The organism is Paenibacillus herberti (assembly GCF_002233675.1).
Taxonomy (GTDB): Bacteria; Bacillota; Bacilli; order Paenibacillales; family Paenibacillaceae; genus Paenibacillus_O; species Paenibacillus_O herberti.
Genome location: NZ_NMUQ01000001.1, coordinates 961,216 through 980,151 on the forward strand (window position 1 = coordinate 961,216; position 18,936 = coordinate 980,151).

At 55.8% G+C, this 18,936-nt stretch carries 17 protein-coding genes; 16 read left to right on the forward strand and 1 reads right to left on the reverse strand.

What is annotated here, in order from left to right; genetic code table 11:
- Positions 1–58 precede the first annotated feature (58 nt).
- The 14 genes from smc to CGZ75_RS04485 all read left to right on the forward strand — a co-directional run bounded on the left by smc (position 59) and on the right by CGZ75_RS04485 (position 14,792).
- Positions 59–3,649 (forward strand): chromosome segregation protein SMC, encoded by a 3,591-nt coding sequence (smc, locus tag CGZ75_RS04420; protein WP_089523046.1) that lies wholly within the window; start codon positions 59–61, stop codon positions 3,647–3,649.
- Between the two features lie 112 nt (positions 3,650–3,761).
- Positions 3,762–4,754 (forward strand): signal recognition particle-docking protein FtsY, encoded by a 993-nt coding sequence (gene ftsY, locus CGZ75_RS04425; protein ID WP_089523047.1) that lies wholly within the window; start codon positions 3,762–3,764, stop codon positions 4,752–4,754.
- A gap of 118 nt (positions 4,755–4,872) precedes the next feature.
- On the forward strand, positions 4,873–5,265 hold the full coding sequence (gene ylxM, locus CGZ75_RS04430) for a YlxM family DNA-binding protein (protein ID WP_089523048.1): 393 nt from the start codon (positions 4,873–4,875) through the stop codon (positions 5,263–5,265).
- Positions 5,266–5,355: 90 nt separating this feature from the next.
- Positions 5,356–6,762, forward strand: coding sequence for a signal recognition particle protein (gene ffh / locus CGZ75_RS04435; protein ID WP_089523049.1), 1,407 nt, complete (start codon positions 5,356–5,358; stop codon positions 6,760–6,762).
- A gap of 78 nt (positions 6,763–6,840) precedes the next feature.
- Positions 6,841–7,116, forward strand: a complete 276-nt coding sequence (gene rpsP, locus CGZ75_RS04440; RefSeq protein ID WP_089523050.1) for a 30S ribosomal protein S16 — start codon at positions 6,841–6,843, stop codon at positions 7,114–7,116.
- Between the two features lie 95 nt (positions 7,117–7,211).
- On the forward strand, positions 7,212–7,730 hold the full coding sequence (rimM, locus tag CGZ75_RS04445) for a ribosome maturation factor RimM (protein WP_089523051.1): 519 nt from the start codon (positions 7,212–7,214) through the stop codon (positions 7,728–7,730).
- A 3-nt stretch (positions 7,731–7,733) separates the two neighbouring features.
- Entirely contained in the window at positions 7,734–8,558 is an 825-nt protein-coding gene (gene trmD / locus CGZ75_RS04450; protein WP_089523052.1) for a tRNA (guanosine(37)-N1)-methyltransferase TrmD, read from the forward strand.
- Between the two features lie 158 nt (positions 8,559–8,716).
- Positions 8,717–9,061: a 50S ribosomal protein L19 gene (gene rplS, locus CGZ75_RS04455; protein ID WP_089523053.1), complete on the forward strand. Its 345-nt coding sequence runs from the start codon at positions 8,717–8,719 to the stop codon at positions 9,059–9,061.
- Between the two features lie 152 nt (positions 9,062–9,213).
- Positions 9,214–9,831, forward strand: a complete 618-nt coding sequence (lepB, locus tag CGZ75_RS04460) for a signal peptidase I (RefSeq protein ID WP_089523054.1) — start codon at positions 9,214–9,216, stop codon at positions 9,829–9,831.
- 40 nt (positions 9,832–9,871) lie between these two features.
- Positions 9,872–10,750, forward strand: coding sequence for a ribosome biogenesis GTPase YlqF (ylqF, locus tag CGZ75_RS04465; RefSeq protein WP_089523055.1), 879 nt, complete (start codon positions 9,872–9,874; stop codon positions 10,748–10,750).
- A complete protein-coding gene (locus CGZ75_RS04470) occupies positions 10,747–11,478 on the forward strand; it encodes a ribonuclease HII (protein WP_089523056.1) in 732 nt (243 codons plus the stop codon). The genes ylqF and CGZ75_RS04470 overlap by 4 nt, the downstream gene beginning before the upstream one ends.
- A gap of 178 nt (positions 11,479–11,656) precedes the next feature.
- Complete coding sequence (locus CGZ75_RS04475; protein ID WP_089523057.1) at positions 11,657–13,849, forward strand: hypothetical protein; 2,193 nt, start codon at positions 11,657–11,659, stop codon at positions 13,847–13,849.
- Complete coding sequence (locus CGZ75_RS04480) at positions 13,846–14,244, forward strand: EscU/YscU/HrcU family type III secretion system export apparatus switch protein (protein WP_089523058.1); 399 nt, start codon at positions 13,846–13,848, stop codon at positions 14,242–14,244. The genes CGZ75_RS04475 and CGZ75_RS04480 overlap by 4 nt, the downstream gene beginning before the upstream one ends.
- Positions 14,241–14,792 (forward strand): YraN family protein, encoded by a 552-nt coding sequence (locus tag CGZ75_RS04485; RefSeq protein WP_245850701.1) that lies wholly within the window; start codon positions 14,241–14,243, stop codon positions 14,790–14,792. The genes CGZ75_RS04480 and CGZ75_RS04485 overlap by 4 nt, the downstream gene beginning before the upstream one ends.
- A 24-nt stretch (positions 14,793–14,816) precedes the next feature.
- Here CGZ75_RS04485 and CGZ75_RS04490 read toward each other — a convergent pair whose 3' ends face one another.
- Positions 14,817–16,418 (reverse strand): YifB family Mg chelatase-like AAA ATPase, encoded by a 1,602-nt coding sequence (locus tag CGZ75_RS04490; protein WP_245850702.1) that lies wholly within the window; start codon positions 16,416–16,418, stop codon positions 14,817–14,819.
- 264 nt (positions 16,419–16,682) lie between these two features.
- On the opposite strand from CGZ75_RS04490, the gene sucC reads away from it, so the two are divergent.
- Together sucC and sucD are read left to right on the forward strand one after the other, a co-directional pair.
- Entirely contained in the window at positions 16,683–17,843 is a 1,161-nt protein-coding gene (sucC, locus tag CGZ75_RS04495; RefSeq protein WP_089523059.1) for an ADP-forming succinate--CoA ligase subunit beta, read from the forward strand.
- Between the two features lie 49 nt (positions 17,844–17,892).
- A complete protein-coding gene (gene sucD / locus CGZ75_RS04500) occupies positions 17,893–18,822 on the forward strand; it encodes a succinate--CoA ligase subunit alpha (RefSeq protein ID WP_089523060.1) in 930 nt (309 codons plus the stop codon).
- The last annotated feature ends 114 nt before the right edge of the window (positions 18,823–18,936 follow it).

Genomic DNA, 18,936 nt, shown 5'->3' on the forward strand with positions numbered 1-18,936 from the left:
TGGGGGCCTTTTTGAACAACCTCTATGATACAATAGTCGCAAGAGGTGACACCGACCTATGTTGTTGAAACGTATTGAACTATCCGGTTTTAAGTCCTTCGCCGACAAGACCGAGATGGAGTTTGTCCGGGGTATTACCGCTGTTGTCGGCCCAAATGGGAGTGGCAAAAGCAATATTTCCGACGGCATCCGTTGGGTGCTGGGGGAGCAAAGCGCCAAAAGTCTGCGCGGCGGCAAGATGGAGGATATCATCTTCGCTGGCAGTGATGCGCGTAAAGCGGTCAATTTTGGCGAAGTATCGCTGACGCTGGATAATACCGATGGCACTCTTTCATTAGAGCACCACGAGGTGACGGTCACACGGCGTGTGCATCGCAGCGGCGATAGCGAGTACTTAATTAACCGCCAGCCTTGCCGGCTGAAAGATATTACCGAGCTGTTCATGGACACCGGTATCGGTAAGGAAGCCTACTCCATCATCGGCCAAGGCCGGATCGAGGAGATTCTCAGTACCCGTTCGGAGGACCGGCGTGGTATTTTTGAGGAAGCTTCAGGCATTGTGAAGTACAAGTCCCGCAAAAAGGAAGCCCAGCGCAAGCTGGACGATACCGAGAACAATCTACTGCGCATCCACGATCTTGTCTCGGAGCTGGAGGATCAGGTGGAGCCGCTGCGGGAGCAGTCCGAACGCGCGGTACTGTACAAGGCGCTCAAGGAAGAGCTCAAAAATAGCGAAATCTCCCTGTACGTCCACCAGATTGATGGCGTGCATAAGAGCTGGAACGAGAACAGCGGCCGCCTTGAAGCTTTGAAGCAGGAGGAGTTGGAGCTTGCCTCGGTTGTCAGCCGTCATGATGCTTCCTTGGAGAAGGACCGTCAGCAGCTGCGCCGCCTGGAGGAGCAGATTGAGGAGCTTCATGCCGGGATGCTGGAGTACAGCGAGGAATTTGAAAAATGCGAGGGCTATGGCGAGGTGCTCAAGGAGCGCCGCCATTATCTCGGCGACAGCCGGGAGCAGCTGCAGCAGTCGCTTGAAGTACTGACGCAGCGGAGGGCCGAGCTTACCGCCGAGGAAGAAACGGTGCGCGCCAAGGCCGGCATCCTCGAGGCTGAGTTGATCGATCTGCGCAGCCGCATGGGTAGCGAGGAGAATCGGCTGCAGGGCGTTGCGGGCGGCACCTCGATTGAGGCCGGCGAGTCGTTGAAGGGCGAGCTGCTGGAAGTGCTCAGCACGATGGCGCAGCTGCGCAACGAAATCCGCTATGCCGAACAGCAGCAGGAAGCACTTCTGCGGCGGAAGGAAAGGCTCGGTGGCGAAGAGGGCAAATGGCAGGAGCAATCTAACCGCCTTGGGGCGAGGCAAGCGGAGCTGGGCAAGGCGCTCGAGGCTACGTCGCTTGAGCTTGAGAGCATCGGAAGCAAATACATACAGGAATCGCAGCGCGTCCAGCAGCTCCAAAAGCAGCAGGAAGAAGCGTCCGGAAACCTGCGGGGCTGGGAGCAGCGCAAAGAGGCGTTAGTGTCCCGCCGTGATACGATGAAGGAAATGCAGGACGCGCTTGACGGGTTCATGCACGGCGTACGTGAAGTGCTGAAGGCGTCTCGCCGCTCTTCTGGCGGTCTGGATGGCGTGCATGGAGCGGTGGCTGAGCTGATTCGCGTGCCGCAGCGCATCGAGACGGCGGTAGAAACCGCGCTTGGCGGTTCGCTGCAGCATGTCGTCATGCAGGACGAACGTACGTCGCGGGCGGCGATTGCTTTTCTGAAGCAACGCCAGCTTGGCCGAGCGACGTTCCTGCCGCTTGATGTAATCAAAGCGCGGACTGTGCCGGAGCAGGATCGCAGGCAGATCGCTTCGATAGAGGGCTTCATCGGCATCGCTGCGGAGCTCGTCACGAGTGAGCCGAAGTATGAAGCGATCGTCGGCAATCTGCTCGGCAACGTGCTGCTTGCCGACAATCTGGAAGCGGCGAATCGCATCGCCGCGCGCTGTAGCTATCGCTTCCGCGTCGTGACGCTGGAAGGCGATGTTGTTAACGCAGGCGGTTCCATGACTGGAGGAAGCCTGCAGAAGAAGGGGGCCAGCTTGCTAGGCCGCCAAAGGCAGATTGAGCAGCTCGACGAGGAGTCGCGCGAGTTGCAACAGCAGTTGGACCGCGTGCGGGCGGAGTTATCCGACCTGCGTAAGGAAGGTTCGATCGCGGCGCAGAACCGCGATGAGCTTCGTGAGAGCGCGGAGCGGCTCAAGCTGCAGGAGCAGCAGCAGCGCGCCGAGCTGCAGCATGCCGAGAGCGAGCTTGCTGCGCTGGCGGAGCAAGGAGCTGTATTTAGCGCCGACCGCTCCGGATACGAGGCGGAGGAGCAGGGGCTCGTCCAGAGCGCGGCCGATGCGGCTGTGCGGCTGGATGAGCTTGGGATTCGCGAGACCGGGCTGCAGGAAGCGATTCGTATCGCCGAGGAGCGCCGCAAGGCGAACGAATCGGAGAAGGAAGAGCTTCAGGTTCAGCTGACCGATCTCAAGATCCATGTGGCTAAGGCGGATCAGGAGCGGCTCGCCGTGCAGGATACGCTGAATCGGCTGCGCGGCGAATCGAGCCGGACGGGAAGCGAGGCTGCTGCTGTTGAAGTGCAGCTGCGCCAGCGATCTGCCGAGCTTGAGAAGCTGGAGGCGGACTCCGTGTTGCAGATCGAGGAACTGAACCGGCTGCGTCTGCGTAAGCAGGAATGCAGCGAGCAGACCGATCTGAAGCGCTCTGCGCGCGCTGACAAGAGCCGTGAGCTCGAGCTTATGGAAAATGAGACGCGCGAACAGAGAAATGGATTGAAGCGCGTGGAAGAGCAACTACGCCAGACTGAGATCGCCGTCAATCGGCTCGATGTCGAATTGGATAATCTGCTGCGCAAGCTGAGTGAGGAGTACGGCCTCAGCTACGAGCTGGCGAAAGCACGTTATACGCTGGAAGGCGATACTACGGAAACCCAGTCTGCCGTAAGAGATCTCAAACGGCGCATCGGAGCGCTCGGGGAGGTCAATCTTGGGGCGATCGAAGAGTACCAGCGCGTACGCGAACGGTTCGAGTTTCTCGACAGCCAGCGGCAGGATCTTATGGAAGCAAAAGCGACGCTCTACGAGGTCATTCGCGAGATGGAGGACGAGATGTCCCGTCGCTTCCGCATTACGTTTGAGGAGATCCGCAAACATTTTGTCGTTGTGTTCGCCAAGTTGTTCGGCGGTGGTCGCGCCGATCTGACGCTGGCCGATCCTGAGCGGATTTTGGATTCGGGCATCGATATTCTGGCTCAGCCGCCAGGCAAAAAGCTGCAGAATCTGCAACTGCTGTCAGGCGGGGAGCGGGCTTTGACGGCGATTGCGCTGCTGTTTGCCATTCTGCAGGTGAAGCCGGTGCCGTTCTGCGTGCTCGACGAAGTCGAAGCCGCGCTCGATGAGGCCAATGTATCGCGCTTTGCCCAGTATTTGCGGGAGTTTTCCGAGCTGACTCAATTCATCGTTGTTACCCACCGCAAAGGCACGATGGAAGAGGCCGATGTGCTGTATGGTGTCACGATGGAGGAGGGCGGCGTGTCCAAGCTCGTGTCAGTCCGTCTGGAGGACGAGTTCGGGGATGACGGCGAATCTGCATCTGCGTGACGAGCTGACTTTTACACTTTTACAATAAACACAATAGCTGAGCGATCGTTTTTCTCCATTCGCCGCTATCAAAACGCTAATTTTACCCCATGCAAGCATCGGAGGGATTGGAATGGGCTTTTTTAAGAAGCTGAAGGAAAGCATCGCGAGCAAGACGGAATCCGTCACAAATGTATTTAAAGAAGGTCTGGCCAAGACGCGCACGGCTCTCGTCGAGAGAGTTGAAGAGTTAATCACACGGCGCAAGAAGATCGACGAAGAGTTTTATGAGGAGCTTGAGGAGATTCTGATCAGCGCCGATGTCGGCGTCAATACGGTTATGGATCTCATCGAAGACCTACGCGCCGAGGTTAAAAAGCGGAAGATCGAGGAGGCAGCTCAGCTGCAGCCTGTGCTCTCCGAGAAGCTGATCGGCTTGCTCGGCGCGGACGACAACAATAGCTTGCGCATGGCTGAGAGCGGCATTACGGTCATCCTGTTCGTCGGCGTGAACGGCGTCGGCAAAACGACGACGATCGGCAAACTCGCTCATCGCTTCAAAAGCGAAGGCAAATCGGTACTGTTGGCCGCTGGTGATACATTCCGCGCCGGGGCGATCGAACAGTTGGAAGTTTGGGGCCAGCGCGTCGGCGTTGATGTCATTCGCCAGCAGTCGGGCTCCGACCCGGCAGCGGTCATGTTTGATGCCGTACAGGCAGCCAAGCAGCGTAAGGTCGACGTATTGTTATGCGACACGGCTGGACGGCTGCAGAACAAGAATAACCTCATGGATGAGCTCAACAAGATTTTCCGTGTTATTCAGCGGGAAATCCCAAGTGCGCCGCATGAGGTGCTGCTTGTGCTGGATGCCAACACAGGCCAGAACGCGCTCAGCCAAGCGAAGCTTTTCGGCGAGAAAAGCGGTGTGACCGGCCTTGTACTGACCAAGCTGGACAGCACTGCCAAGGGCGGCATCGTCATCGCGATTCGGCATGAGCTCAGTCTGCCGGTTAAGTTTGTTGGACTCGGCGAGAAGATGGAGGATCTCCAGCAGTTCGACAGCGAGCAGTTTGTGCATGCGTTGTTTGCCGGGCTAATTCGCGATCAGGAGCCGGAGAAAGAGTAGCTCCTTCGCCGATTACTGGGATACTTTTCAGGGTGACAAGGTTCAGAGCTTGACACCTCCTGTGGTCTGCGTTATGATAGGTCTCGCGAAGGAACATCCGGCGGAAGGAGCTGCTGTGATGGGAGCGGACAGCCGCGATGCACTAGAGAAGACGACCCGGATCAATATGCTGTTCGATATATACGGGCCGCTGCTCACCGAGAAGCAGATGGACATTATGACCTACTACTTCCGGGAGGACTTCTCTCTCGGCGAAATTGCTGCAGAGCTTGGTGTCAGCAGACAGGCCGTATATGAGCATGTGAAGCGTGGAGGCTTGCTGCTGGAGGATTACGAGGCGAAGATCGGCCTGCTTGGCCGCTCGCTCTCGGCGGCGTTGCTGCTCGACAACCTGGATCATGCGCTAAGTGAGGCACATGGTATGGCAGCGTCTGAGGCCCGAAGGATTCAAGGGCTGGCTCGGGAGCTTCGGGAAGCGTTGCTTCCCGGGGCGCAGAACGATGGAACTTAATTAGACTGCCTCTGGCGATGGTGCCGGTGGCATGGAATAGATACGACTTATGAAGACGAATAACGATGAAGCGGACAGGAGGTGGCGACGATGGCTTTTGAAGGACTGTCGAGCCGGCTGCAGAACGTGTTCGGCAAGCTGCGCGGCAAGGGCAAGGTAACGGAAGAAGACCTTAATGACGCCATGCGCGAGGTCAGACTTGCCCTGTTGGAAGCTGACGTTAACTTCAAGGTGGTCAAGGAGTTCATCGCGAAGGTGAAGGAGAAGGCCCTTGGGCAGGAGCTGCAGAAGAGCTTCACGCCGGGCATGATCATCATCGACATCGTAAACAAAGAACTGACCGAGCTGATGGGCGGCACGCAAAGCAAGCTTGCCAAGGCAGCCAAGTCGCCGACCGTCATCATGATGGCGGGTCTGCAGGGCGCCGGTAAGACGACGACATCCGGCAAGCTGGCTCTCATGCTGAAGAAGTCGAACCATAAGCCGCTGCTCGTGGCTGGCGACATTTATCGTCCTGCCGCGATCAAGCAGCTAGAGGTTGTCGGAAGCGGCGTTGGTGTGCCTGTGTTTACACTTGGTGATCAGACTTCTCCAGTAGAGATTGCCCGTCAGGGCGTACAACATGCCAAGGACAATGGACTTGATTATGTCATCATTGATACCGCGGGACGACTGCATATCGATGAGGCGCTTATGGACGAGCTCAAGCAGATCCATGAGGTCACGAAGCCAGATGAAGTACTATTCGTCGTTGATGCGATGACCGGGCAGGAAGCGGTCAATGTGGCGCAGAGCTTCCATGATCAGCTGGCGCTGACCGGCGTAGTGTTGACGAAGCTCGACGGCGATACTCGTGGCGGCGCGGCTCTGTCCATTAAGGCCGTCACTGGCTGCCCGATCAAGTTTGCCGCCACTGGCGAGAAGATCGAGCCGCTAGAGCCTTTCCATCCTGAGCGGATGGCTTCCCGAATTCTCGGTATGGGCGACATGCTCTCCCTGATCGAGAAGGCGCAGGCAGGCATCGACGCCGATAAGGCAGCCGAGATGGAACGCAAGATGAGAACCGCCGAATTCACCTTCGAGGATTTCCTGGATCAGATGGAGCAGGTTCGCAAGATGGGCCCGCTGGATCAGATCATGGATATGCTGCCCGGAATGAACAAGATGAAGGGCATGAAAGACATGAAGGTGGACGACAAGCAGGTCGGCCGAGTCGAGGCGATTGTGAAGTCGATGACGACCGAGGAGAAGCGCAAGCCGGAGGTCCTTAACCATAGCCGGCGCAAGCGGATCGCCGCCGGTAGCGGCACCTCGGTTGCCGAGGTCAACCGACTCATCAAGCAGTTTGACGATATGCGCAAAATGATGAAGCAGTTCAGCTCCATGATGGGTCCCGGCTCAAAAGGGCCGAAGGGCGCCAAGGGTGCTAAGGGCGGCTTGAATATGAATAGTCTCAAAGGTTTGATGGGCAAGAACAAGAAGTTCCCGTTCGGCTAGCAGCTGCCCGAAGTAACTGGCAGTTGGACAGAAGCAGGTTCTCACCAGCTTCTGATTCTTTCAAGGAGGTGAAGTATAATGGCAGTACGTATCCGTCTGAAACGCATTGGTGCTCACAAGTCCCCTTTCTACCGCGTCGTGGTATCGGATTCCCGTTCCCCGCGTGATGGTCGTTTCATCGAAGAAATCGGCACTTATAACCCGGTTGCACAACCGGCTCAAGTGAACATCAACGAAGAGAAGGCCCTCAAATGGCTGCAAACGGGAGCGCAAGCTTCTGACACCGTCCGCAACCTGCTTTCCAAAGCAGGCGTGCTCACGAAGTTCCACGAGCTGAAGCAACAACAGAAGTAAGGAATCGTCCCTTGGGACGCTCCGCAATAAGAGCTTGGCATGAGGGTTAGGATGTATATCCTAACCCCTTTTGCATACAACGCGAGGTGAATCTGATGGCTGATCAATGGTATACAGTCGGCGAGATTGTTAATACGCAGGGAATTCGCGGTGAGCTGAAGGTCGTTCCGCATACGGACTTTGGAGATCAGCGTTTCGCTCCCGGCAGCAGACTGTCGATTCAAAAAGAAAATCAGCCTGGAGACGTGCAGGTTGAGGTACAGAACTCCCGGCTTCATAAAAATGTGTATATCGTTAAGCTGAAAGGCTACGAAAATATCAACGACGTCGAGAAATTCAAGGGCAGCCTCGTTAAAGTAACCGCGGAACAGCGCGATCCTTTGGCTGAAGGCGAGTTCTACTATACCGACATCGTCGGCAGCGAAGCCGTCACGGAAGACGGTCAGCGACTTGGTGTCGTCACAGAGATTCTGCGCCCTGGAGCCAACGATGTTTGGGTCGTGGAGCTGGAAAATGGGAAAGAGCTGCTGCTGCCGTATATCGACGATGTGGTACTGAAGGTCAATGTGCGCACCAAACAGATTACGGTTCGACTGCTCGAAGGGTTGATGTAGGTCATGCGGATTGATGTGCTGACGTTGTTCCCGGAAATGTTTGACGGTGTTTTTGGGGCCAGCATTCTCGGCAAGGCGCGGGACAAGGGCATCGTCTCGCTCAATGCGGTCAACTTCCGCGAGTATGCGAACAATAAGCATAACACCGTTGACGACTACCCATACGGCGGGGGCGGGGGCATGGTGCTCAAGGCCGAGCCGGTCTTTTCGGCCGTGGAGGATTTGCTGCGAGCGGATGGGCAGCTTGATGAGCAGCCGGATCGCACCGCAGCGGCAAAAGCCCCGCGCATTATTCTGATGTGCCCGCAAGGGCAGCCGTTTACGCAGCGCAAGGCGGAGGAGCTGGCGGCGGAGGATCGGCTGATCTTTATTTGCGGCCATTACGAGGGCTACGACGAGCGAATCCGAGAGCATCTTGTGACGGACGAGCTGTCGATTGGAGATTATGTACTTACCGGCGGTGAGCTGCCGGCGATGGTTATGATCGATAGCGTCGTCAGGCTGCTTCCTGGCGTACTTGGCAACGAGTCATCGGCTGTAACGGACTCCTATAGCACCGGGCTGTTGGAGTATCCGCATTACACCCGGCCGGCCAGCTTCCGAGGTATGGAAGTGCCGGAAGTGTTGCTGTCTGGGCATCACAGCCGCATCGACCAGTGGCGGCGGGAGCAGTCGATGCTGCGGACGTTGCAGCGCAGGCCGGATCTGCTGGATGATGCTCCGCTAACGGACAAGGAGCGCAAATGGGTCCGCGATCAGCTGATGGAGCTAAAGCGTAAGGAAGCTGAGCAGCTTTCCAGAAAAGCTATTCCTGGACGAGGAATTTAGCATTCGCGCATCTTGATTGCATTGTATTTTTCTCTGGGCTATGGTATGATTTGAAGTGTTGTTTATAACTCGGACGGTCCTCTATCGGCCATGATCCGACTCATAAGGCGAGTCGGTTAGCTTATATGAACGTCTATGGTGGAAGGAGGCACTAACTCATGAATCTTTTACAGACTATTGCTCAAGAATCGCTTCGTACGGATCTTCCTAGCTTCCGTCCAGGCGACACACTGAAAGTGTATGTTAAGGTTATCGAGGGTTCCCGTGAGCGGGTTCAGCTGTTCGAAGGCGTTGTTATTAAACGTCGCGGCGGCGGAATCAGCGAGACTTTCACAGTCCGCAAAATCTCTTACGGTGTTGGCGTGGAGCGTACGTTCCCGTTCAACTCGCCTAAGATCGATCGCATTGAAGTTACTCGCCGCGGTAAAGTGCGCCGCGCGAAACTGTACTACCTGCGCGAACTGCGCGGTAAAGCAGCACGGATTAAAGAAATCCGCCGCTAGTATTGAAGTACAGCAAAGATGTTATGCTAAGAGGGGCTTGCCGCAAACAAGCCCCTTTTCGTTATGAATGAAAGCTTTTACCTTTCATCATCGAAGGGTAGCTATTCATAGAGAACACCCTTGCGGGAATATGGAAAGAAGGCTGAGCACAGATGGTGGACGAGCAGCTCCAAGAGCAGCAACAACCGACGTCAGGCGGTGGCAAGGCCCGTAAAGAGATTTTTGAATGGGTCAAGGCGTTGGCGATAGCTGCCATTCTGGTTTGGGTTATCCGCTGGTTCCTTTTCGCGCCGTTCGCGGTAGATGGGCCATCCATGCAGCCTAACTTCCACACAGGAGAGCGCTTGATCGTTAACAAAATCCTCTACGATTTCCGCGAACCGAAGCGGGGCGAGGTCGTTGTATTCCATGTCCCTCAGCAAGGTCGCGATTTTATCAAGCGCGTCATTGCTTTGCCGGGCGACACCGTACGTGTAGAAGGCGACGATGTATATGTGAACGACCAGAAGCAAGAGGAGCCCTATCTTAAGGGAGCCATTGCTGAAGCTCAAGCGAAAGGCGAACTTTGGAATCAGAACGGGCCGAATTTTCCGAATGAATTCGTTTCGGATATGAAGGTGCCAGCCGATTCTTTCCTGGCGATGGGTGACAACCGCAGTAACAGTGAAGACAGTCGGCGAATCGGCTATATTCCTTACGATCAGGTGATCGGACGGGCCGATGTTATTTTCTGGCCGATGAACGACATTCAAATTATTAAGCACGGGTAGGCGCTGAGCCTGCCCTCAATTTTTAAAAAGAGGTGTTCGCATGACGATTCAGTGGTTCCCCGGACATATGACCCGCGCCCGCAGACAAATCGAGGACAAGCTCAAGCTGATTGACATTGCCATCGAATTGCTGGATGCTCGTGTTCCTATGTCCAGCCGAAACCCGATGGTAGACGACATCCTGAGGGGAAAACCACGACTCATTCTGCTGAACAAGGCGGATCTTGCCGATCCTCGGGAGACGGAGCGGTGGATGGCTTATTTCACCTCTCAGGGCTGCGCTAGCATCGCTGTGGATTCGTCCACAGGATCCAGGGTAAACGAAATTCCCGTCAAAGTGCGTGAAATTCTGCACGAAAAAATTCAGCGTATGCTGGATCGCGGCATGAATCCGCGCGCCATGCGTGCGCTTATCGTAGGAATTCCAAACGTCGGCAAGTCTACTCTGACCAACCGACTGGCAGGACGCCATATCGCCGCAACCGGCGACCGTCCCGGTGTAACGAAGGGCCAGCAGTGGATTAAGGTTGGCAGCGAGATGGAATTGCTAGATACGCCAGGTATTCTATGGCCTAAATTCGAAGATGAGCTGGTCGGTTACAAGCTGGCAATGACCGGCGCCATCAAGGAGCAGGTCATCAACATCGAGGATGTAGCGTATTTTGCGATGCGGGTGCTTGCTGATCGCTATTGGCCGGATATGAAGGAACGGTTCGGTCTGGAAGAACAACCAACTGATCTGGATGATAATATGCAGATCGTTGGCCTGATGGAAGAGATCGGACGCAACCGCGGTTGCTTGATTAGCGGTGGACGTATCGATTTGGAAAAAGTTTCTGGCATTATTTTGCGCGAGCTTCGCGCAGGTAAGCTTGGCCGTTTGACGCTGGAGGCGGCGCCACCAGCATCCCGCTCATGAGCCGCCCCAAGCGGAGCGCTGTACAGCAGCAGGAGGCGGAGGCTTCCGGCTCGCTGTTAGATGGCGCCGCTGGGCTCTCGCCGGAGACGCAGAATCGAGAGGAGCCGGTGGATCGGCTTGCTTTTGAGAAACGGCTCTGGGCCGAGGGAATGGGTCTTATTTGTGGCGTCGACGAGGTCGGGCGGGGATGCCTGTTCGGCGATGTTGTTGCGGCAGCAGTCGTACTTCCGGCTGGTCTTGTGATGGAAGGAGTCCATGACTCCAAAAAGCTATCCGAGAAAAAACGGGAGCAGCTTTATGAGGAGATTTTAGATGCGGCTATCGCTTGGGCTGTGGCACGGGTTGATGCGGCTGAAATTGACCGGATCAATATTCGCCAGGCTTCCCGCCTTGCGATGAAACAGGCGGTGCTGGCGCTTGGCCTCCAGCCAGATCATCTTCTCATCGATGCCGAAACGGTAGACCTTGAATTACCACAGTCACGCATCATCCACGGTGACGCGCTTAGTCAATCGATCGGCGCGGCTTCCATTATCGCCAAGGTGACGCGCGATCGGCTCTGTAAGGAGATCTGGGATTTGCACTATCCCGCTTATGGAATTGCGGTACATAAAGGCTACGCAACCGTTCAGCATCGAGAAGCGCTGGCGCAGCATGGGCCTTCTCCGCTGCATCGCCGCTCATTTCTGCGCAAAATTTTGCCGGAAGAGCAATTGTCGCTGTTTTAACCTTGTTTTTGAGACGCGGTAGGCGTTTCTTGAACAAGGTTTTTTCGTCGTCTACTGAACGGGGAAGCAGACTCACAATCCGACTAAGTATGGTCGATATAACGACGTATAGATAATGCCCTGCCTTTGGGGAATTTGTATAGCTAATCGGGCAGTGGACAGTGAAGGAGGCAGCGGGATGAACATCGGATCGTTCATGAAGCTCGTCGGCGAGATTCAGCCTGCCGCCAATCGGCCGATTGAGCTGCGGCCTGGCCAGACCGTGCGCGCGACGGTCATCGAGCAGCAGCAAGGAAGCAATGAGGCGTTGCTGCAGATCGGAGATAGCCAGTTAATGGCCAAGCTAGAAACGCCGCTTAAGGTGGGTCAGACGGCCGTGTTGCAGGTGCAAGGTGAAACGCCAGAGGGAATAATCGTCCTAAAAATGGCGGACAAAGGAACTCAAGCTGCGGCTGAGCCGGAGCTTGAGCAGTGGAAGGAACTGGCTTCGCGCCTTGGTTTGCCTGGGCGAGACAATGGAGTCGGAACGCTGTTGAAGGAGCTTCGCACGGCAGGTTTGCCGCTTACACGTGAAACGGCTGCAGCGCTCTCTACAGCGGCAGCGTTGAAGCCGGAAGGGACTGATCCCGGAGAATGGCTGAGAGCGGCAGCTTCCGCTATTGAGCGCGGATTGCCGATGACTAAGGATACGCTACTGGCATTGCGGCAAGCATTGTCCGGTCCGCCAGTGCATGAGCTGCTCGCTCGGTTGCAGCAGCAGTTGGAACAGCTGTCAGGGTCACGCTTAACTAGCGGAGTAGGAGGAGCTGGCAATGCTCTTGGACCGGCAGCAGATCCGAGTCCGGGAGCGGCTGGCGGTCCAAGCCCGTCCCAGGCCGTTATGGCTGGTGCGTCTACTAGCGGGGGAGCCGCTGATGCGGCGAAAGGCGGCGTACAGGCAGGCGTGATGCCGGCCAAAGGGGAGGAGCTTGCGGCAAAGCTTTTGAGCATGTTGCAGGGGGGTAAAGCTTGGATCGAGCCGGAGGGGGTAGTAAGGGATGGGCGCTCGGTTCAACCCTCTGTAACACAAGGGACTGCGGCCCAAGGAAGCACTGCTCAAGGAACTCCTCAAGGGAATGTAGCCCAAGGGCTAGGGAGTTCATCGTTGATTCCAGGCAATGGCTTGGGGACAGCGTCATCTGTTCGACCCGATACAGTAACGGGAAGTTCGGCTCCCAGCGGACCTGCGGGGATTCAATCTGGTGGTGGGACGGCAGATGATCATTCTTCTGTCATTATGAAAAGTGGCGATGACCGCGCGAGCAACGGGCAAGCTGCTTCAGCTGCACGAATGGCAGGAGGAGGCTTGGGGGAGACAGGAGCGGCTGCTCTCAAAATGTTGCTGCAATTCATGGGCGTTTCGCATGAGAAGCAACTGCTTGAACTGCCCCCGCAAGCAAAAGTTTCCAGCGAGCAGGCTGGAGCAGGAGTTGCGACGGCGGGTGGGCGGCTTGCAGCGGAGGCAGACGCCGGAATTCTTGCCGCTGGCCGAAGCACTGCTGCGGCCGCGGGAGAGCAGGGCGGCAGGGTTTCGGCCGGCCCCACATCTGGCGCTGCAGCATTAGACGCAGCGGAGCGTTCTATGGCAGAGCCAACGCGCACTAGCGTCCAAGCGACGCCAACGGCTGACGCCGGATCTGTCGGCTCCAAGGCGATTGAGGACGAAGCAGCAAGCGCTGCTGCCCGCGTTGCTGCCGGTGCAGGCGAACGGCTGGAGCCGCCAGGTTCACGCGCTGTGCTCGCCGCAGCAGTCGCGAACTTAACAGCGGCTGATGCGCAAGCTGAAGCAACTCTCAAGTCTACGCTGTTGCAACTGCTGGAAGTGCCGGACTTGCCGGCCGCGCTAAAGGATAGCGCTTCGCAGCTGTTGCAGCAGGTGACAGGTCAGCAACTGCTGCTCTCGCCGGAGCGGAGCGGAACGTTTTTCTCGCAACTGACGCTGCAGCTTCCAATCCGAACTCAGGACGGTGAGGCGACGGCCTCCATTCACGTCCAGACTCGTCGTGGCGCCAAAGGCGGAGTGGATGCTTCCAACTGCCGACTGTTGTTCAATCTCGAGCTTAGCTCACTCGGTGCCACTGTGGTGGATGTGAATATCGTGGATAAAGTCGTATCGCTGACTGTTTATGGCTCGCATCCTGACATCCCGTTGCTGGTAGAGGCTGGTCGTACCGAATTGACTGAGCGGATTCAGGAATCCGGGTATCGACTCCTCGGTCTTCGCGTAGCTGAGAACATACAACAGCAGAACGCCGGCAATAAAGTTGACGAAGCGGTTGGACAACCCCATTGGGGAAAGGAAGCCTATCGTGGGGTGGATATAAAAGTATGAGCAAGTTTGATCACAGAACGGAGCCGCTGAGCAACGGGACCCCCCAGGGTAGCGCACCCCCTAAGAGCAGCCAGACTCCGAACGGCTCCTCCGCATCGGTGGACACTCCGCGTAAGGCAGTCGCGCTCAAATACAATCCTACCGACGGAGCACCGGTTGTTGTAGCCAAAGGCAAAGGACAACTCGCGGAAGAAATTATTCAGCGTGCAAGAGAGAACGGGGTAGCGGTCCAGGAGGATCGATCCCTCGTTGAGGTATTGTCAAAGCTGGACCTCGACCAACAAATCCCGGGAGAGCTGTACGAGTTGGTGGCGGAAGTACTGAGCTTCATTTATCGTACGGACAAGCAGGCTGCCCCGCTATCCGACTTAAGTGAAAGCGGGGATCGCCGATGAGCGTTCGGAATCAGGGCGGCGAACAACCAGGCCGGGATAAGACCGGTGCAGGTGAATTAAATAGAGAGGCTAAGCGAATTGATTCTCTTGGCCGAGACAAGCTCGGTACAGCTGAACAGAATAGTGAGCCCGCTGGAAGCAATGCCATGCACAGAGGCCAGCAGATGCGAACGGGAGCTCGAGGAGATCAAAGGATGCTATCCGGCCGGATAGCTGAGTCAGCTGCCGCGGTCTGGTTGGAGGAGCAGGGATACTATCTATTGCAGCGTAACTGGCGCTGCCGGCAAGGTGAGCTGGATCTTATCGCAGAGGACAATGGAATGCTCGTTGTCGTCGAGGTGAGATCCGCTCGCGCCGGAAGCCGTTTTGGCACGGCGGCAGAGGCGGTCAATACCCGCAAGCAGCAAAAGGTGAGGCTCGTCGCGGCCGTTTACATGCAACAGATGGGCTGGAGCAGCAGAAATATACGTTTTGACGCAGCAGCGATTACGCTTGATGCAAGCGGCAGCAAGGTTGAGGATATTCTTTATATTAAAGACGCCTTTTAAAACGGGGCTGGTTCAACAAATCTGTCAGTTCCAGCCCGGAAGCCTGCGGTATTGAATCGCTTCCGCTACATGGGAAGTCTCTATAGCAGAACAGCCTTCCATATCAGCAATTGTGCGCGAAAGCTTCAAGATTCGGTCATGAGCCCGCAGGCTGATACCGAGTCCATCAAAAGCCTGCTGCAGCAGGAGGGCCGATTCTGGCTTGAGGCGCGCAGCCCGGCGCAACGAGCCCCCCGATAGCTCGCTGTTCCACAGAACGCCGGTCACTGGCCGGCGTTCTTGTTGTGCTCCAACAGCACGCTGGACAAGTTGCTGCATATCGGCTGTGCTCATCCCAGCCTTTGCGCTGTCGAGGGACACTGGACGCTGCACTTCAATCAGCAGATCGATGCGGTCGAGCATCGGCCCAGATATGCGAGAGCGATAACGGTCAATTGCCGACTGCGAACAGGAGCATTCAGGCTGACCCTGCGTTGTATGAGCCGCCCCAAAATATCCACAAGGACATGGATTCATTGAAGCTGCAAGCTGAAAAGAGGCCGGAAAGCGGAATACGGCGCGGGCCCGCGCCAAGGTTACTTCTCGGTCTTCTAAGGGCTGACGCAGCACTTCCAGCACCGAACGTGGGAATTCAGGCAGCTCATCGAGGAAGAGAACGCCGCGATGAGCCAGCGTTACCTCGCCTGGTCGGGGAATAGAGCCACCGCCAACCAAACCTCCCGCCGAAATCGTATGATGCGGGGCGCGGAAGGGTCTTTGCGTAATCAGCGTGTCCAACCGGGGAAGTTTACCGGCGACGCTGAAAATTTTGGTCACCTCAAGCGACTCCTGCACGGTCATAGGCGGCAAGATGCCTGGCAGTCTGCGGATCAGCATTGTTTTGCCCGTGCCCGGTGGACCCGACATCAGCAAATTGTGGCGACCTGCTGCTGCAATTGCTAATGCTCGCTTTGCGCCATGCTGCCCAAGCACCTCTACATAGTCAAGCTGGACCTCATTGAATAGAGGAGGGTTAGGGCCAGCGGCATCGAGGACGGAATCCGAGCTCTTAGCTCCTTCAAGGCCGCTATGCCAGAGCATATCCCTCCATCCTATCTCTCCACGGCAGCAGGCCGCCAGCTGCGTCAAGCTCTGTGCCGCGTAAACTTTCATGCCGCCAATCAACGACGCTTCGGCTGCATTGCCTGCGGGCAACAGCACCTCTGTCATGCCGAGACGCCTTGCTTCTTCCACCATAGGCAATACGCCAGGCACTTTGCGCAGCTCTCCGCTCAGCGCCAGCTCCCCGATAACGAGCATATCCTTAAAATGCCGTTCCTCTAATTGCCCGCTGGCGGTGAGAATTGCTGCAGCGATGGCTAGATCATAAGCTGTTCCTTCCTTGCGAATATCTGCTGGTGCAAGGTTCACCGTAATGCGCTGCATCGGAAACTGGAAGCCGCAATTGCGCAGAGCCGCGCGTACCCGCTCTACCGATTCCCGTACGGATGGATCGGGAAGGCCAACGATGTGAATTTGTGGTAAACCACTTGCCAGATCGACCTCAACGGCGATTGCGCAGCCATCGACTCCTTGCACGCTTGCGCTTGTGAATTTGCTGTAGGACATGGATTTGCTATAGGACATGACAAAAAGCACCCTCCCCAAATAAATGGGCGAAGGTGCTTCCTCACTTCCCGGAAATTCAATATTAAGGTACAGAATAGGCTAGTAGGGGAAATATGTCAACAAAATCTCCATTTATAACCATTTTAACGACAGCAAAAAATTTTTTTCAACATGGAGTGCTTTTTTACGCGAAGCATGTCTCAGGATGTGCTATAATGACAGATGTTTGTTTGATGTTTCCTAGCTGTTCCACCTGAGTCAGAGGATTGGAGGATGTCGTGAATGAATATTCATGAGTATCAAGGCAAAGAAGTCTTGAAACAATACGGGGTTTTAGTCCCTGAAGGTAAAGTGGCCTTCACGGTTGATGAGGCTGTTGAGGCAGCTAAGCAACTGGGAACCTCCGTTGTTGTGGTCAAGGCACAGATCCACGCTGGCGGCCGCGGTAAAGCGGGCGGCGTCAAGGTAGCGAAAAACCTGGATGAGGTTCGCGCTTACGCGTCCGAGATTCTGGGCAAGGTGCTTGTCACCCACCAGACGGGTCCAGAAGGCAAGGAAGTTAAGCGCTTGCTAATTGAGCAAGGCTGCGACATCAAGAAGGAATACTACGTCGGCGTTGTTGTCGACCGTGCTACTGGTTGCGTTGTCATGATGGCCTCGGAAGAGGGCGGCATGGATATCGAGGAAGTAGCTGAGCATTCCCCAGAGAAAATCCTCAAGGAAGTTATCGATCCGGCTGTAGGCCTGCTGCCATTCCAAGCACAGCGTCTTGCATACGCTATCAATATTCCGAAGGAACTCGTTCGTAAGACAGTTCAGTTCATGACGGCTCTTTACACAGCTTTTGTGGACAAGGATTGCTCCATCGCCGAGATCAACCCGCTTGTCGTAACTGGCGACGGCAACGTTATGGCGCTTGACGCCAAACTCAACTTCGACTCCAACGCGCTGTTCCGTCACAAGGACATCTTGGCGCTGCGCGACCTCGAAGAAGAGGACGAAAAAGAAATCGAAGCTTCCAAATACGATCTCAGCTACATCGCACTTGATGGCAACATCGGTTGCATGGTTAACGGCGCAGGCCTTGCCATGGCAACGATGGATATCATCAAGCACTTTGGCGGCGAACCTGCAAACTTCCTCGATGTAGGGGGCGGTGCAACGAAGGAGAAAGTTACCGAAGCGTTCAAAATCCTTCTGTCCGACGCGAATGTCAAAGGCATTTTCGTCAACATTTTCGGCGGAATCATGCGCTGTGACGTTATTGCTGAAGGCGTAGTTGCGGCTGCTCGCGAGCTTGGCCTGGAGCGTCCGCTTGTTGTGCGTCTCGAAGGTACGAATGTCGAGCTCGGCAAGAAGATTCTGAACGAATCCGGCCTCAACCTGGTCGCTGCGGACAGCATGTCCGATGGCGCTCAAAAAATCGTTGCGCTCGTAAAATAATGCCCTTGGGGCTGCAGATACGAATTCTGTTAGGGGATGTGAATTTGCGATGAGCATTTTGATCAATAAAGACACCAAAGTGATCACCCAGGGCATTACCGGCCAAACCGGATTGTTCCATACGAAGGGCGCTCTTGACTATGGCACCCAGATGGTCGGCGGCGTAACCCCCGGCAAGGGCGGCACGAATGTGGACATCACGCTGGAAAACGGCGATACGAAGTCCCTTCCTGTATTCAACTCCGTACGCGAAGCAGTAGACGCAACGGGCGCTACCGTTTCCGTCATCTACGTTCCACCAGCGTTCGCGGCTGATTCCATTCTGGAAGCAGTTGAAGCTGAGCTGGACCTCGTTATCTGCATCACGGAGGGTATTCCGGTACTGGACATGGTACGCGTCAAGCGTTACATGGAAGGTAAGAACACTCGCCTGATCGGACCGAACTGTCCGGGCGTTATTACTCCGGATGAGATTAAGATCGGCATCATGCCGGGATACATCCACAAAAAAGGCCATGTTGGCGTCGTTTCCCGCTCGGGAACGCTCACCTACGAGGCTGTTCATCAGCTGAGCACGCGCGGCATTGGCCAATCGACTGCTGTCGGCATCGGTGGCGACCCGGTGAAAGGCTCCGAGTTCATTGATATTCTGAGCCTGTTCAACGAAGATCCAGACACCTATGCTGTTATCATGATCGGCGAGATCGGCGGAACGGCTGAGGAAGAAGCGGCCGAGTGGATCAAAGCAAACATGACGAAGCCAGTTGTCGGCTTCATCGGCGGAGCTACAGCTCCTCCGGGCAAACGGATGGGCCATGCTGGAGCAATCATCTCCGGCGGCAAAGGTACAGCAGCTGAGAAAATCTCAACGCTGGAAGCTTGCGGCATCAAAGTTGCTCCTACACCGTCCGACATGGGCTCCACGCTCGTAAGCGTACTTGAAGAGCAAGGATTGCTGGAAAAGTGCAAAACGCACTGATCCATTTATAGAAGACTGGAAGGCAAGCAGCCTTCTTCTCCTAACTAGGGGAAGAAGGCTGCTTTTTTTCATTATTCGAAGCTTATGCGCTTTGCAGCGGCGCTTGCAATCTGT

Coding starts and splice junctions, on each gene's coding strand:
- smc (WP_089523046.1), top strand. CDS start 59: ATGTTGTTGAAACGTATTGAACTATCCGGTTTTAAGTCCTTCGCCGAC.
- ftsY (WP_089523047.1), top strand. CDS start 3,762: ATGGGCTTTTTTAAGAAGCTGAAGGAAAGCATCGCGAGCAAGACGGAA.
- ylxM (WP_089523048.1), top strand. CDS start 4,873: ATGGGAGCGGACAGCCGCGATGCACTAGAGAAGACGACCCGGATCAAT.
- ffh (WP_089523049.1), top strand. CDS start 5,356: ATGGCTTTTGAAGGACTGTCGAGCCGGCTGCAGAACGTGTTCGGCAAG.
- rpsP (WP_089523050.1), top strand. CDS start 6,841: ATGGCAGTACGTATCCGTCTGAAACGCATTGGTGCTCACAAGTCCCCT.
- rimM (WP_089523051.1), top strand. CDS start 7,212: ATGGCTGATCAATGGTATACAGTCGGCGAGATTGTTAATACGCAGGGA.
- trmD (WP_089523052.1), top strand. CDS start 7,734: ATGCGGATTGATGTGCTGACGTTGTTCCCGGAAATGTTTGACGGTGTT.
- rplS (WP_089523053.1), top strand. CDS start 8,717: ATGAATCTTTTACAGACTATTGCTCAAGAATCGCTTCGTACGGATCTT.
- lepB (WP_089523054.1), top strand. CDS start 9,214: ATGGTGGACGAGCAGCTCCAAGAGCAGCAACAACCGACGTCAGGCGGT.
- ylqF (WP_089523055.1), top strand. CDS start 9,872: ATGACGATTCAGTGGTTCCCCGGACATATGACCCGCGCCCGCAGACAA.
- CGZ75_RS04470 (WP_089523056.1), top strand. CDS start 10,747: ATGAGCCGCCCCAAGCGGAGCGCTGTACAGCAGCAGGAGGCGGAGGCT.
- CGZ75_RS04475 (WP_089523057.1), top strand. CDS start 11,657: ATGAACATCGGATCGTTCATGAAGCTCGTCGGCGAGATTCAGCCTGCC.
- CGZ75_RS04480 (WP_089523058.1), top strand. CDS start 13,846: ATGAGCAAGTTTGATCACAGAACGGAGCCGCTGAGCAACGGGACCCCC.
- CGZ75_RS04485 (WP_245850701.1), top strand. CDS start 14,241: ATGAGCGTTCGGAATCAGGGCGGCGAACAACCAGGCCGGGATAAGACC.
- CGZ75_RS04490 (WP_245850702.1), bottom strand. CDS start 16,418: ATGTCCTATAGCAAATCCATGTCCTACAGCAAATTCACAAGCGCAAGC.
- sucC (WP_089523059.1), top strand. CDS start 16,683: ATGAATATTCATGAGTATCAAGGCAAAGAAGTCTTGAAACAATACGGG.
- sucD (WP_089523060.1), top strand. CDS start 17,893: ATGAGCATTTTGATCAATAAAGACACCAAAGTGATCACCCAGGGCATT.